The 15361-nt window shown below is 37.5% G+C and carries 10 protein-coding genes, 1 tRNA gene and 1 pseudogene; 9 read left to right on the top strand and 3 right to left on the bottom strand.

Annotated elements, in window-relative coordinates; genetic code table 11:
• Positions 1–89 precede the first annotated feature (89 nt).
• Positions 90–1379 carry a GGDEF domain-containing protein gene (locus DBO93_RS14550; protein WP_108456982.1) on the bottom strand — a complete coding sequence of 430 codons (1290 nt, stop codon included), beginning with the start codon at positions 1377–1379 and terminating at the stop codon, positions 90–92.
• A gap of 443 nt (positions 1380–1822) precedes the next feature.
• Here DBO93_RS14550 and DBO93_RS14545 point away from each other — a divergent pair, with 443 nt between their 5' ends.
• The gene (locus DBO93_RS14545; protein ID WP_239059005.1) at positions 1823–3415 is read left to right on the top strand and encodes a YdiU family protein; all 1593 of its coding nucleotides are present in this window, start codon (positions 1823–1825) and stop codon (positions 3413–3415) included.
• 118 nt (positions 3416–3533) lie between these two features.
• Here the strand turns inward: DBO93_RS14545 and DBO93_RS14540 are convergent, their stop codons facing one another.
• On the bottom strand, positions 3534–3962 hold the full coding sequence (locus DBO93_RS14540; protein WP_108456981.1) for a CBS domain-containing protein: 429 nt from the start codon (positions 3960–3962) through the stop codon (positions 3534–3536).
• Positions 3963–4280: 318 nt separating this feature from the next.
• Here DBO93_RS14540 and DBO93_RS14535 point away from each other — a divergent pair, with 318 nt between their 5' ends.
• From DBO93_RS14535 to DBO93_RS14505, 7 genes and pseudogenes are all read left to right on the top strand, one after another.
• Entirely contained in the window at positions 4281–6410 is a 2130-nt protein-coding gene (locus DBO93_RS14535; RefSeq protein WP_108457867.1) for an ABC transporter permease subunit, read from the top strand.
• A 14-nt stretch (positions 6411–6424) separates the two neighbouring features.
• A complete protein-coding gene (pstA, locus tag DBO93_RS14530; RefSeq protein ID WP_108456980.1) occupies positions 6425–8071 on the top strand; it encodes a phosphate ABC transporter permease PstA in 1647 nt (548 codons plus the stop codon).
• A 97-nt stretch (positions 8072–8168) separates the two neighbouring features.
• Positions 8169–8993, top strand: coding sequence for a phosphate ABC transporter ATP-binding protein PstB (gene pstB / locus DBO93_RS14525; protein ID WP_108456979.1), 825 nt, complete (start codon positions 8169–8171; stop codon positions 8991–8993).
• A gap of 30 nt (positions 8994–9023) precedes the next feature.
• On the top strand, positions 9024–9728 hold the full coding sequence (gene phoU / locus DBO93_RS14520; protein WP_108456978.1) for a phosphate signaling complex protein PhoU: 705 nt from the start codon (positions 9024–9026) through the stop codon (positions 9726–9728).
• Positions 9729–9913: 185 nt separating this feature from the next.
• The gene (locus DBO93_RS14515; protein WP_108456977.1) at positions 9914–10594 is read left to right on the top strand and encodes a TIGR00153 family protein; all 681 of its coding nucleotides are present in this window, start codon (positions 9914–9916) and stop codon (positions 10592–10594) included.
• A gap of 9 nt (positions 10595–10603) precedes the next feature.
• Positions 10604–11898: pseudogene (locus DBO93_RS14510) on the top strand (inorganic phosphate transporter).
• Between the two features lie 347 nt (positions 11899–12245).
• Positions 12246–12321, top strand: a tRNA-Phe gene (locus tag DBO93_RS14505).
• Between the two features lie 154 nt (positions 12322–12475).
• On the opposite strand, the gene DBO93_RS14500 is transcribed toward DBO93_RS14505, so the two are convergent.
• Complete coding sequence (locus DBO93_RS14500) at positions 12476–13450, bottom strand: rhodanese-related sulfurtransferase (RefSeq protein ID WP_108456976.1); 975 nt, start codon at positions 13448–13450, stop codon at positions 12476–12478.
• Between the two features lie 350 nt (positions 13451–13800).
• On the opposite strand from DBO93_RS14500, the gene fahA reads away from it, so the two are divergent.
• Positions 13801–15123: a fumarylacetoacetase gene (gene fahA / locus DBO93_RS14495; RefSeq protein ID WP_108456975.1), complete on the top strand. Its 1323-nt coding sequence runs from the start codon at positions 13801–13803 to the stop codon at positions 15121–15123.
• Positions 15124–15361 lie beyond the last annotated feature (238 nt).

Genomic DNA, 15361 nt, shown 5'->3' with positions numbered 1-15361 from the left:
TTCTAGGTTAATAGCTACCTTGTTGGCAATGAGGTTTTATTGACTCACGCATATAGAGTGATAATTGTGCTGTGCTTTAGAGTGGTATGTTAATCCATTAAATAAACATGATTACGACCATGAGACTTGGCTTTATATAATGCCCTATCAGATCGAGAATAAAGGTCTTGAAAGCAAGTGTCGGCTGCCTTTATTACCGAAACGCCAAGGCTGATTTTTATCGGTAACTCTATATCGTTGATGATAATCGCGTTGTCATCTAATAGTTCACGAAGCCTTTCTGCAGCTTGTAAGCTTTCGGTTTTGGTGATGTTAGGAAGTAAAATTGAAAACTCTTCACCACCAATCCGGGCAAATATATCCTCTGACCTTATCGTTTTAGTGATTATTTGCGCAATTTTCACCAGCACTTGATCACCGACTGGGTGACCGTGGTGATCATTTACTGCTTTAAAATGATCAACATCTAGTGAAATAACAACCAGTTCTTGTTGATGTCTTTTAGCTCGATTAAATTCTCGCTTGGCATTTTCAAAGAAATAACGTCGGTTATAAATACCGGTTAATTCGTCAGTATTAGCGAGTTGTTCAAACTTTTCTTTTAATTGATATAGTTCAGTAACATCAGTAGAGAAGGCGATCATGGTTTGTAGATCTCCTTTCAATTGGAAAGGTACTTTTGTACTAAGGTAATGATGAACTTTATTGTCTGAATCTTCTAATGTTTCACTCATCACTACTTTTTGATTCTGCTCGAAAACAGTTTTGTCATTCGTCCAAAAGTGTTCGGCATATTTAGGCGGAACAACTTCAAAATCGAGTTTGCCAATAATTTCTTCTGCGGGTAATCCGATAAGCTCAGCGACACGACTATTGACATACCGGTAGCGCCTATTGGCATCTTTCATATAAATGTAGGCATCAACATTGTTTAATACAACGTCGAGTAAATGCTTTTGATTTTGGTTATCTGCTTCGAGTGTTTTTTGTATTGTAATGTCTGTCGAAATTCCTGAAAGACCTACAACATTACCTGCTGCGTTATGGAGAGGGGTCTTGATGGTTTGATAGGTATTAATTTTACCAGTAGATTTAATGACATTCTCTTCCTCGATGGACAAGGTGACATTTTCATTAATAACTTTTTTATCACTTTCTAATAAGCCGTCAAGTATATCTAAATCAAAAAAATGAGAGTCGTCTTTACCTATAATATCTTTTGCAGGCGTTTGAAATAAAGCCTCTACGTTAGCATTAACGTAGGTATAATTTCCGTCTAAATCTTTGCTATAAACATATGAGCCGATATTATCGAGCACATTAGACATTATTGAAATTTGCTGCAATAACGTCTCTGTATTATTGTTTTTATACGTCATACGTAATTCCACCACTGTTATTTTTAACCCTTTCGATTTTCCCTTCGACACTTAATTTACAGGCTATTAACAATTAGTGACTTGTCATGAAAAAAACACTTCCCCTGAAGTTTTCAGACAGTTAATTAATATCGACTTAATGGTATTAAATTGCAAATTAAATTTATTAAATAAAGCCAAGTAAAATTAGCAGCTGATATTTCAATTGATATAAATCGTATTTAAATGCACAAATTAAGTTATGTAGGTTTTACTTAGCTATCACACAGTTATTAAGCAGGTATGAGACAAACCAAATAGCAACACCACTAACTTTCACCCATGCTATTAATTAAAATTTATAAACTGTAATTAAGCAAGTATCATTTTTTAAGCTTAGAGTTGAATTTGAGAGGTGTAGGGTCGATACTGTCTACCTTGCTTAATAGAGAGTGTTGATCCCTTTGTCCGTTATTACATTTACCTTAGATAATAAATTTACTGCTACTTTTTCCCCTGATGGCATTATACAAAATTACCCACGACAAGTTACGTCGGCTTATTCTTTTGTTGAGCCTAAAAAAACGGCAATGCCGACTTTAATCGCCTACAGTGAAAGTGTTGCACAGCAAATTGGCTTAAATGAGCAACAAATACATTCAACTGATTTTTTACAGTTATTTTCTGGGAATGGTTTGTTAACAGATATGAAACCGTTTGCTATGTGTTATGGCGGTCATCAATTTGGCCATTGGGCGGGGCAGTTAGGTGATGGACGAGCAATTAATCTTACTGAAGTGTTGACGCCAAATAGTGGTCATAAAACTTTGCAGCTTAAAGGTGCAGGGCCTACACCTTATTCACGTACTGCAGATGGTTTTGCTGTTTTACGTTCGTCGGTTCGAGAGTTTCTTTGTTCGGAAGCTATGTTTCATTTAGGGGTTGCTACCACACGAGCGTTAAGTTTATCACTCACGGGTGACAACGTGGTTAGAGATATGTTTTATGACGGTCATGCTAAGGCAGAGCCTGGTGCCGTGGTTTGTCGTGTATCCTCATCGTTTATTCGATTTGGCAGTTTTCAATTACCTTCATCCAGAAAAGATCTAAGCTTGTTAACACAATTAGTTGATTATGTTATCGAACGAGATTTTCCACACTTAGGTGCACCAAGTGCCGAAACTTATCTGGCATGGTTTAATGAAGTATGTGACAGAACATGCAAACTGATGGTTGATTGGATGCGAGTTGGTTTTGTGCACGGCGTAATGAATACGGATAATATGTCGATTATTGGTGAAACCATTGATTATGGGCCTTACGGGTGGATTGATAATTTTGACTTAAATTGGACCCCCAATACTACCGATGCGAATGGCAAGCGCTATCGCTTTGGTGTACAAGCCGAAATAGCACAATGGAATTTGTTTCAATTAGCTAACGCTATATTCCCATTAATAAATGATGCTGAGCCTTTAGAAAATGCCTTAAATAAGTTTTCTGAAAATTACCAACAACAGTGGCAGCAAATGATGGCAGCCAAATTAGGTATTGAACTGTCTTCGGTGAAACCTAGTGAAGGGGCGAATAAGGAAGAATTAAGTTTATTTTTTGATCTTGAAAAAATATTAATGATGATCGAAACCGATATGACTATTTTTTACCGTCGTTTAGCTGATTTACCTGATGATAATTCTTTATGGTTGAGCCACTTAATGGTGTGCTTTTATAATGAGAATGAAATAACGACGGAATATAAAGCAAGCTTAACTTCTTGGTTAGAACGCTACATTCAACTTCGAAATAACGGCGCAAGAACGCGTGTTGACATTAGCGAAGCCATGAATAAGGTTAATCCTAAGTATGTTCTACGAAATTACTTAGCGCAGCAAGCTATTGAGTTAGCTGAAAAGCAAGATTATTCATTATTGCAGCAATTACAAAAAGTGCTAACAAATCCTTATGATGAACAACCTGCGTTTGAAAAATTTGCGGGAAAGCGGCCTGAATGGGCTAGGCATAAGGCCGGTTGTTCAATGTTGTCTTGCAGTTCGTAGTTTTTCAACGGATTGTACTTACAATAACGATTAACTTAGATTGATGAATCGAAGCTTGTTAAACAAACATTGATTAACAAGTTTGCTGCCTGAACAACACTCAACAATGTTAAGGCAGTTAACTCGATTTTAATTTTTGACGATATTGTAGGGCAATAAGCTTAATAATATCTCGCCAAGAAATAATACCAATTGCTTGCTGCTTTTCATCAACTATTGGGAGGCAAGATATTTTATGATCATGGAATAACAACACGGCTTCAGTAAGGCTGGTATCTTGTGTTGCTGTGATCAAATCTCGAGACATGATCAAGTGCACCTTTTTATTCATTAAAAAACTATCTTGTGCGGTTTCGTTGCGGGTGCCAACAGTTGGACTTAAATTTTTCCATAAATCGCGGTCAGTAATAATGCCAGCTAATGTTGATTTGTTTTGGATCATAATGTGATGCATATTATTTTTTTCAAACAACATTTTAGCTGTTTCTAAAGTGTCATCCATATCTAATGTTATTAAATCTCTCTTCATTATTTGACTAATTATCATGCTTTTATCCTCACCACAAATATACAGTTGGAAAAATCACCTTACTTTTATAAATCATACCATAACAAAAAATAACGATGTGCCTGTTTTATTTCAGGCCGCTACTTTGCCAATGGGTAACTAAAAACGCCTTGTCACAAAACTGTCATGTTGGTGTTTTATAATCGCTTCAGTTATAAAAATCATCATAGTTAAAGGTATTTTTAAGTGGCCATTGCTTCTAAATCAGCAAATTATCGCAAAGTGAAAAATTCATTAGCAAAATGGGTGATCACCTTAGGCGGTATCAGTGTTTTATTTACTTTAGTACTAATATTCATGTATTTACTATACGTAATAAAACCTATTTTTGAATCTGCAAAAGTTGAACCTACGGCTCAATTTGTTATTAGTGACCAAAGTCGTATTCTTGCAACCGGGGTTGATGAGTTAAAAGAGGTGGCCTATAGCATTACAGAACAAGGCTTTATCAACTTTTATCAATTAGTTGATAGTGGCGGGTATAAAGCGGGTGATAAAATATTATCAGAGCAACTCACTGATGACGGTATTAGCATCAAGCAACTGGTCAATATTGGTCAAGAGCAAAAGTTATTACTTGATAGTGCTGGAAATGTTCAGCTTGTTGTACCAAACTTTTTTGCTAACTTTGATAGTGGTGAAAGAGTTATTGTTCCAAGTATTCGTTATCCATTAGGTGAAGACTATTTACCTCTTGATGAACAAGGCGGTTCTTTTAGTAAACTATCGTTTGCTATGGATGATGAAAAGGCTGTTTTCGTTGGCTTTACAGCTGATAATCGTCTGATTAAAACTACTTTACTCGCCGAAGATGACTTCAATTATGACACTGCCTTTGATGCGCAATATGAAGAAATTGATTACACCGCCAAGGTGATTAACGATATTTTAGTCTCACCTGATTTAGCAATGGTATTTGTTCGACAAGGTGACCAAGTTGCCGTGTTTTCATTAGATGACGAAGAAGCTGAGCTAAAAGCAACGATTATTCCTCAGCTGTCGCAAAACAAATCGACTCCAAACCATATTACCGCTATGGCGTTATTATCTGGCGGTAGCTCAATTTTATTAGGTGATGATAATGGTTCAGTAAGCCAATGGTTTGAAGTGGCAACAGATCAAGGGCGCGAATTTAAAGAAATTCGACGATTTAATGTCAGCGACAACGAGCCTGTGAGTGCCATTTATACAGAGCAATTTCGCAAAAGTTTTTATACCGAAACACCCTCGGGTGAAATGGGGATGTTTTATACCACCAGTGAAGCTGATTTATGGCGTGGTCAGCTACATCAAGGAAATGCTCAAGCATTTGCTATTGCCCCCCGTGCTGATGGATTAGTGTTGTTTTATGACAACCAATTAGCACTTTACGCGGTTGAAAATGAACACCCAGAAGTTACATGGCAAGCACTTTGGCAAGAAGTTTGGTATGAAGGTTACCCAGAGCCTGAGTTTATTTGGCAATCAACCTCTGGCTCAGATGATTTTGAAGGTAAATTTTCTTTAGTGCCAATTTCTTTCGGTACCATTAAAGCTGCAACGTATGCAATGCTATTTGCCGTACCTATTGCGTTAACCGCTGCTATATATACCGCATATTTTATGACGCCAGGTATGCGCAGAAAAGTTAAACCAACCATTGAAATGATGGAAGCATTACCTACGGTTATATTAGGCTTTTTGGCTGGTCTTTGGTTAGCACCAATTATTGAAATTTATCTTCCTGCTATATTTTTGTTATTAATATTTATTCCCTCATCCGTATTTATAACCGCTTTCGCATGGCATAAATTACCGCGCGAAACGAAAACGCGTATTCCTGAAACATGGGCACCTATTATACTAATACCCGCTATTCTCATTGCCGCTTATGCTGCATTCGCATTATCTCCGGTACTTGAACTGTATATGTTTGGTGGTGATGTTAGGCAGTTTATTACTAATGATTTGGGCATTGATTTTGATCAACGTAATGCTTTAGTTGTTGGTATTGCTATGGGGTTTGCGGTTATACCAACGATATTCTCTATGGCTGAAGATGCCATATTCAGTGTTCCTAAGCACTTAACCAGTGGTTCATTAGCGTTAGGAGCCACACAATGGCAAACCCTGATTAAAGTTGTGTTACTGACGGCAAGTCCAGGCATATTTTCTGCCGTTATGATGGGATTAGGACGCGCTGTTGGTGAAACCATGATTGTATTAATGGCTACAGGAAACACCCCAATTCTCGACTGGAGTATTTTCCAAGGTATGCGAACACTGGCAGCTAATATTGCTGTTGAAATGCCGGAATCTGAAGTCGGTAGCTCCCATTATCGAATTCTATTCTTGGCAGCATTTGTTTTATTTGTATTTACGTTTGTATTTAACACGCTTGCTGAGTTTATACGTCAGCGTTTGCGTGAAAAATATAGCTCAATGTAGGAAGGCTAGAAAGTATGAATAATTGGTTTAAGTCTGGCTCGCCTTGGGTGTGGTTGTCAGCAGGTGGTGTAAGCATAAGCCTGATATCGGTTTTAGGTTTATTGTGGTTAATTGCATCACGGGGTTTAAGTTATTTCTGGCCAGCAGATATTTATCAGTTTGATATGACTGATGAGCAAGGTCAGCCTTTAACGGTTATTGGTGAAATTTACGATAGAGAAAGCATACCGGTTACACAGTTAGTGCATTTAAATCTTGATATAGATAAATCTGCAGAAACCATCGAGCGACTTTTAATTAAGACCGGTAATCGCGAGCTTGTTAGTTTAGATTTTCGCTGGATATTAGTACCTCAAATTAATAAAACCTCTTTACCTGAAGAGCTTGTGGTAATAGAGCGCAGAACTAATGGTAATTTTTATGGCTATATTGAAGACATTATCCTTGATGGTGCACCTGTTGGTCAGAACAAAATGGCTGAGCTTGTTGAGCTTGTTGAGCGAGTTAGTGATTTTCAAGATGAAATTCAGACTCTACAAACCTCAGACATTGGTGCGATTAACTATCAAATTGAACGCATCCGGTTAAAAGAACGTAAACATAATCTTGATGATACGCTGACTACTGAATTAGAACAGGAGTTCAAAGTTAATGTAGCCGAATTAAAAGCAGATTATCAAGTACTTGAAAAACAGTTAATGTCGTTACGTGAAAAAATATCTCGCGACCAAATTGTTATGCGCGCTATGGATGGTCAAAAAGTTATTATTAATTTTGAAGACATACTACACGTTACCTTTAATAATAAACTGAGCCTTTTTGCAAAAGTTAAAATATTTCTCAGCCAAATCGTTGCTTTTGTTAGTGATGACCCACGCGAGGCGAATACCGAAGGTGGTGTATTCCCAGCAATATTTGGTACGGTGTTAATGGTGTTGTTGATGACAGTCATTGTGTCACCTTTAGGTGTGGTAGCGGCTATTTATTTACATGAATATGCGGGTAATAACGCCTTGACCAAACTCTTACGTATAGCGGTAATTAACCTGGCAGGTGTACCTTCAATTGTATACGGCGTGTTTGGTTTGGGGTTCTTTGTTTATATGGTAGGCGGCAGTTTAGACCAATTATTTTATGCTGAAACATTGCCTAGCCCAACATTTGGTACGCCAGGGGTTATGTGGTCAGCACTTACGTTAGCCATTTTAACTTTACCTGTCGTTATTGTATCAACAGAAGAAGGGCTATCACGTATTCCTTCAGCAATGCGGCACGGCAGTTTGGCGTTAGGCGCTACCAAAGCTGAAACGTTATGGCGTATTATTTTACCAATTGCCAGTCCGGCTATTATGACAGGTATTATTTTAGCTATTGCGCGAGCAGCAGGTGAGGTAGCACCACTTATGCTCGTTGGTGTCGTAAAAATGGCACCTAATTTACCACTTGATGGCAATTTTCCGTTCTTACATTTAGATCGTAAGTTTATGCACTTAGGGTTCCATATCTACGATGTTGGCTTCCAAAGCCCGAACGTTGAAGCAGCAAGACCATTGGTTTATGCCACGGCTCTGTTATTGGTGACAATTATTGTAGCTTTGAATATGACAGCAGTGTCTATTCGAAACCGATTACGAGAAAAATATCGTATGTTAGAGCATTAATATTCATTGAAATAAAAGCAAGATTAAGCAAATTGATATAATTAAAAATGAACGGGCATAAATGCCCCTCTATTGAATAAGATTTAAAGAGAACACTATGATTTCTGTTACGCCAAAAAATTTATCAGATCAAAATGTTAAGCTCGATCTTAATAACCTTTCGCCAGAGCAAGTTGCGTTAGAGATTAAGAACCTAGATTTATATTATGGTAACAAACAGGCATTGCAAGATATTTCAATGTCGATCCCTAAAGGCCAAGTAACGGCATTTATTGGACCGAGTGGTTGTGGCAAGTCAACATTACTGCGCTGCATTAATCGCATGAATGATTTGGTTGATATTTGTAAAATTACCGGTCAAATTAACTTACATGGCGAAAATATTTACGACCGCCATACTGATGTAGCAGCATTGCGTCGTAAAGTAGGTATGGTATTTCAACGTCCTAATCCATTTCCTAAATCGATTTATGAAAATGTGGTTTATGGTCTACGTATTATGGGTGAGAACAACCGCCGGGTATTAGATGAGGCTGCGGAAAATGCATTGCGAAGCGCGGCATTATGGAATGAAGTAAAAGACAGGTTACATGAAAGTGCTTTAGGGCTTTCTGGTGGTCAGCAACAACGTTTGGTGATTGCTCGAGCCATAGCGATTAAACCTGAGGTGTTATTGTTAGATGAACCAACATCTGCATTGGATCCTATTTCAACATTAACGATTGAAGAGTTAATAAACGATTTAAAGAAACAATTTACTGTCGTTATCGTGACGCATAATATGCAACAGGCGGCCCGTGTTTCAGACCAAACGGCGTTTATGTATATGGGTGACTTGATTGAATACAGTGATACAAATACCTTATTTACTACACCAACAAAGAAGAAAACAGAAGATTATATTACTGGCCGTTACGGTTAATAAAATAACCGATAAACAGAGGGTTTTACCGTGGATAAATTAAATGTTGGACGTCATATTTCTGGCCAGTTTAACGAAGATCTAGAACGTATTATTAATCATGTTATGCACATGGGTGGTTTAGTCGAGAAGCAATTAGCTGAAGCATTAACGTCGGTATGTGACGCTGATGAAGCATTAGCAAAAAAAGTGCTAAGTAACGACTACCTTATTAATAATGCTGAAGTTAGTATTGATGATGAGTGTACGCGCATTATCGCTAAACGTCAGCCGGCTGCAGGCGATTTACGCTTGGTGATGGCCATTGTTAAAACAATCACGGATCTTGAACGTATTGGTGATGAAGCTGGAAAAATTGCTAATGTTACTTTAGAGAGCTTTTCAGGTAAGCATAAAGATTTATTGTCAAATTTGGATAACTTAGGTCGCCATGTTTTAACTTTTTTACAAGCGACCTTAGATGCATTTACCCGTATGGATTTTGATGCAGCGGTGAAAGTGCATAAAAGTGATGATAAAATAGATCGTGAATACGAAGCACTGATGCGCCAATTGATGACCTATATGATGGAAGATCCTCGTTCTATTCCTCAAATAATGAGTGTTATATGGTCCGCTCGTGCATTAGAGCGAATTGGTGACCGTTGTCAAAATATTTGTGAATACATTATTTATTTTGTTAAAGGTAAATCGGTTCGTCATACAGCTCGGGAAGATTTTGAATCCTTATCTTAAAACAAAATGTTTTGCTTAATTAGTTATTACTTAGCTAATAAGGTATATACTTTTAAGTGAACTGATAATAACTAATCATTCTATCAACAGTCGCTATCTTGTTATAAAGCCTTTGAATTAATTTTCAAATGCTTTAATATCCGCGGCGAATAAAAATAAAGAGCATAAGCTCCTGGAAATTAATTATGGCCAGAAATTCAATTATTGGTATTTTTGCAAAATCGCCAATTAAACCATTAGAAAAACACATTCGAATAGTACACAAATGTTGTAGTCAACTTGTACCTTTCTTCGCAGCAGTTACTGAAGAAGATTGGAGTGCTGCAGGTAAAATGCGTAATAAAATTTCGAAGTTAGAGCGTGATGCTGATGACTTAAAACGTCAAATTCGATTGGAACTTCCGGGTGGTTTATTTATGCCCGTAGATCGTGCTGATTTACTCGAGTTATTATCTCAACAAGACAAAATTGCCAATCGCGCAAAAGATATTGCCGGACGTATCTTTGGTCGCAAATTAACCATTCCTACCGTATTACAAGAACAGTTCATTGCTTATGTAGCACGCAGCATTGACGCTGCTGAAAAAGCTGCTGACGCAATAAATGAACTGGATGACCTACTAGAAACTGGATTTCGTGGTCGTGAAGTTGAATTAGTCACTAAAATGATCAGTCAACTTGACGAAATTGAAGATGAAACAGATGGTATGCAAATTCAACTACGTAAAGAGCTATTAAATATTGAAAAAGATTTAAATTGCGTAGATGTAATGTTTTTATATCAAATCATCGATTGGGTTGGCGACTTAGCTGATCTTGCCGAACGTGTTGGTGCACGTTTAGAAATTCTTTTGGCTAGAAAATAGGGCTAACTCATGGAAATTTTACTATCACATGGCTCTACGTTAGTCATGATCGCCGCTGTCGTAGGTTTTTTTATGGCATGGGGCATAGGCGCTAACGATGTTGCTAATGCAATGGGAACATCGGTTGGGTCAAAAGCATTAACGATTAAGCAAGCCATCATTATTGCAATGATTTTTGAATTTGCTGGCGCATATTTAGCGGGTGGTGAAGTAACATCAACCATTCGAAAGGGCATTATTGACCCGGGCTATTTGTCGATATTCCTGAACTATTAGTTTTTGGTATGATTTCAGCACTCTTAGCTGCAGCTACCTGGTTATTAGTTGCCTCTGTTTTAGGTTGGCCTGTATCTACAACGCATTCTATTGTTGGTGCTATTATTGGCTTTGCTGCCATAGGCATAAGCCCTGATACTGTAGCGTGGGGCAAAGTCGGTGGTATTGTTGGTAGTTGGGTTATTACACCGTTAATTTCAGGTGTTATTGCTTTTATTATATTTAACAGTGCTCAAAAACTGATATTTGATACTGAAAAACCACTAGAACAAGCGAAACGATATGTACCGTTTTATATGTTTTTAGCGGGTTTTGTTTTATCACTAGTTACGATTAAAAAAGGTTTGAAACACATTGGATTAGATAATATCGATGTGGGTTTCTATAACTTTGAAATTGCTGGCGCTGGTGGATATTATCTTGCCATTATAGTGGCTGTTATTGTGGCTATTGTTGGTAAGTTCTTTGTTTCACGTCTTAAGTTTGACGATAAAGCAGATAAGACTACGCATTACGCCAATGTAGAGAAAGTATTCGCTGTATTAATGGTAGTTACGGCTTGTTGTATGGCCTTTGCTCACGGTTCAAATGATGTAGCCAATGCAATAGGGCCGCTAGCGGCGGTTGTAAGTATTGTTGATAACGGTGGTGAAATAGCTAAAAAAGCTAGCCTTGTATGGTGGATATTACCATTGGGTGGTTTTGGTATCGTTGCTGGTTTAGCATTGTTTGGACATCGTGTTATTGCCACTATTGGTAAAGGCATTACGCACTTAACACCAAGTCGTGGTTTTGCTGCTGAGTTAGCAGCAGCGTGTACAGTCGTTATTGCTTCTGGCGCTGGCTTACCAATTTCAACGACACAAACCTTAGTGGGTGCTGTGTTAGGTGTGGGAATGGCCCGCGGTATTGCAGCGATTAACTTAGGTGTTGTTCGTAACATTGTTATTTCTTGGGTAATTACATTACCTATAGGTGCTGGCCTTTCAATTATCTTCTTCTGGATAATGAAAGCGATATTTAGTTAATACAGCAACTAAGCAAACTTTAAATGAAGCCAGTATTGATACTGGCTTTTTTTATGGCCGCAGTTATTCTAATTTTAGCTATTGATACAGAACTTTCTATTATTAACGTTAGTGCTCATAACCCCTATATCTGTTAGTTTTAGTAGAGGCCATTAGATTATCCCCTAGGATATAAACTGATTGAGTAATCACTTGGTCGTTGGTTTTTTATGCTAACTTTATTCAATATCACCGTGAGTTAAGGTTAACTAACAAAATGGCTTGCGAGTGAGGTTAAATCTCGATATTATGTCGCCTCTTTCGAGATAAATTTATTATTACTTAATATTTATTTCATTAAAGACAGTGCCTTGATAGCTCAGTCGGTAGAGCAGAGGATTGAAAATCCTCGTGTCCCTGGTTCGATTCCGGGTCAAGGCACCATATACTTTTAGTAAAAAAATTAAAGCCTTAACAGTTAAATGTTAAGGCTTTTTCTTTTTACGTGTTCGAAAATTTTTTGAACCGTTTTTTAAACAAAAAAATACCCGCTCATTCAGCAGGTATTTTATTTAACGTTTTTAGATACATTAGACGTTTATTTTTTCTGCGCTTGTTTAATCGCGCTTTTAGTTGCTCTTCGCTCGGCAATAACTTGTTTTATTTCGCCACCAATATGAGCTTCACCACGTGCTTTAGCTAGATTTATTTGTTTCTCACGTTCTTGAAAACTACTTTTTTGTTCATCAGTGTATTTATCGAAACATCGTGGGCAGCTTACTCCTTGAATATAATGTTCACTGGTTTTTTCTTCGTCAGTAATTGGGTAGCGACAAGCAAAGCATTGATCATATTTGCCACGTTCTAAGCTATGGTTGACTGCAACGCGGGCGTCAAAAACAAAGCATTCACCTTGCCACTTAGTTTCTTGCTCGGGCACTTCTTCAAGGTATTTTAAAACTCCGCCTTCTAAATGGTAAACCTCATCAAATCCTTGCTCTTTCAAGTAGGCTGTTGATTTTTCGCAGCGTATACCGCCGGTACAAAACATAGCGACTTTTTTATGTTTGTTTTTATCTAAGTTTTTTGCCACATAATCAGGGAATTCTCGAAACGTTTCGGTGTTTGGATTGATCGCATTTTCAAAAGTACCAATTTCTACTTCATAATCATTACGTGTATCTATTAATAAAACTTCTGGATCAGAAATTAGTGCATTCCAATCTTTAGGTTTTACGTAAGTACCTACCGTTAGAGTTGGGTCTATACCTTCAACACCCATGGTAACAATTTCTTTCTTCAATTTAACTTTTGTACGCTGAAAAGGATTTTCTTGATGAAACGAAGACTTCGTTGATACGCCAGATAAGCGATTGTCGCTATTAATAAAAGCTAATACGGTGTCTATGCCGGCTTGTGTCCCCGCTATAGTGCCATTTATGCCTTCTAACGCTAAAAGTAAAGTGCCTTTAACTGCGTTGTTTTCCATTACTTTTTGTAATTGCGGCTTAATTGCTTCAAAATTTTCTAAACGTACAAATTTATATAATGCACAAACAGTGATGTTATTCATGTTTTATTGACCCATTGAGCGAGCCTGATAGTAAGTCAGGAGCTATAGATTGAAAGTAAATTCACCATGCGAACCCTGCAAGGTGAAGTGTTTGTTTATCGTCTGATGATAAAGCGCGAGCATTCTACCAAATGTGGCTCTGGCCTAAAAGTCTTAAGACTAACTTTATTTATGCACAGCGTAATATGGCTGTAAACTGGTGCCTGCAACATATTGTTGACAGTTGTTTATCAAGTATATTCTCTTGGCATAGCCTTTATCAGATCGCTTGTTATAATATTGCACATTGCCTTTTTAATCGTGTGAAAAGCAAACACGTAATTTACCTATTTTTTGGAGTTGTTTAGCCCATGTCTAACACCAATTTACTGAATGAAACACATAACCCAGCCTTAATCAGTTGGGTAGCATCTGCTAATGTTGAAAGTTGCGATTTTCCAATTCAAAATCTACCTTTTGCTAGTTTTAAAATAAAAGGCGGCAACGACGCATTTCGTGCAGGTGTAGCTATTGGTGATCAAGTAATAGATTTAAAAGCGTTATTTGAATTAGCTATTTTTGATGGTGATGCTCAACTAGCGTTAGAGAAATGTTGTGATTCGCAACTAAATGACTTTATGTCAATGGGTAAGCAATTCTGGAGTGCTTTACGCCAAGCTTTATCACAAGCATTAACACAAGGTTCAGCGCTTGAATCGAAGCTTACTTCATGTTTGATTGCTCAGGCTGATGTTGAGTATGCCTTGCCATGTCAAATTGGGGATTACACCGATTTTTATACTTCAATTCATCATGCTACATCGGTTGGTAAAAAATTCAGACCTGATAACCCGTTGTTACCAAATTATAAATGGGTTCCTATTGGCTACCATGGTCGCTCTTCTTCAATTGAAGTTTCAGGTAATGATTTTAAGCGTCCTAAAGGGCAAACAAAAGCGCCGACAGCAACAGAGCCATCTTTTGGTCCATGTAAACGTTTAGATTATGAAATGGAAGTCGGTATATTTATTGGTAACGGTAATGACTTGGGCGCACCTATAAGTATTGAAAATGCTGAAGATCATGTGTTTGGCATGTGTTTATTCAATGATTGGTCTGCTCGTGATATTCAAGGTTGGGAATATCAGCCTTTAGGGCCATTTCTATCAAAAAGTTTTGCTTCAACGGTTTCTCCATGGATTGTTACCTCAGAAGCATTAGCGCCTTATCGTGCCGCTTGGACACGTGATGAAGCTGATCCTCAACCTATGCCTTACTTGGAGTCACAGAAAAACCGAGATTTTGGCTCTTTAGATTTAAGTCTACAGGTTCTAATTGAAACTGAAGCTATGCGTAACGCTGGACAAAAAGCAGTACAGTTATCGCAATCAAACTTTAAAGATTCATACTGGACTGTAGCGCAGATGGTAGCTCATCATACGGTTAACGGTTGTAATTTACGTGCAGGTGATATGTTTGGTAGCGGAACGCAATCAGGAGCTAAACCTGAAGAAGCTGGCTCAATGCTCGAATTATCTAATGCAGGCTCTGAGCCTATTACTTTACCTAACGGTGAAACGCGTACCTTTTTAGAAGATGGTGATGCGATAATCATGAAAGGTTGGTGTAAAAAAGCAGGAGCAGCACGTATTGGTTTTGGTGAAGTAAGTGCAACAATTTTAGCTGCTGATTAAAAAGTAGTTCCTAATAGGAAAACACTTTAATTTTCTATAAAGCTCCATATGCATGGAGCTTTTTTATTGATGAAACATGAATAAAATACTGACTTTTTATTATTACCTTTACGGTTTGTTAGTTTGTTTTTAACAAGCCATTAACCTTTGTAACCTCTATTTATCGGTACCTTACGTTAAGGTAACTCACCTATTTTCAAAAAGTTCATTTTTTCTTACATTTATTTTCATTTTTATT

Origin of the sequence: Colwellia sp. Arc7-D (genome assembly GCF_003061515.1) — a bacterium.
Classification (GTDB): Bacteria; Pseudomonadota; Gammaproteobacteria; order Enterobacterales; family Alteromonadaceae; genus Cognaticolwellia.
Note: the sequence above shows the minus strand (reverse complement) of the source record. Positions and strands in the feature narration are given on the sequence as shown.

What these genes read in the sequence shown, in the direction of transcription:
- DBO93_RS14515 (WP_108456977.1), top strand. Translation starts at nt 9,914, where the DNA reads ATGGCCAGAAATTCAATTATTGGTATTTTTGCAAAATCGCCAATTAAA.
- pstA (WP_108456980.1), top strand. Translation starts at nt 6,425, where the DNA reads ATGAATAATTGGTTTAAGTCTGGCTCGCCTTGGGTGTGGTTGTCAGCA.
- pstB (WP_108456979.1), top strand. Translation starts at nt 8,169, where the DNA reads ATGATTTCTGTTACGCCAAAAAATTTATCAGATCAAAATGTTAAGCTC.
- DBO93_RS14500 (WP_108456976.1), bottom strand. Translation starts at nt 13,450, where the DNA reads ATGAATAACATCACTGTTTGTGCATTATATAAATTTGTACGTTTAGAA.
- fahA (WP_108456975.1), top strand. Translation starts at nt 13,801, where the DNA reads ATGTCTAACACCAATTTACTGAATGAAACACATAACCCAGCCTTAATC.
- DBO93_RS14550 (WP_108456982.1), bottom strand. Translation starts at nt 1,379, where the DNA reads ATGACGTATAAAAACAATAATACAGAGACGTTATTGCAGCAAATTTCA.
- DBO93_RS14535 (WP_108457867.1), top strand. Translation starts at nt 4,281, where the DNA reads ATGTATTTACTATACGTAATAAAACCTATTTTTGAATCTGCAAAAGTT.
- DBO93_RS14540 (WP_108456981.1), bottom strand. Translation starts at nt 3,962, where the DNA reads ATGATAATTAGTCAAATAATGAAGAGAGATTTAATAACATTAGATATG.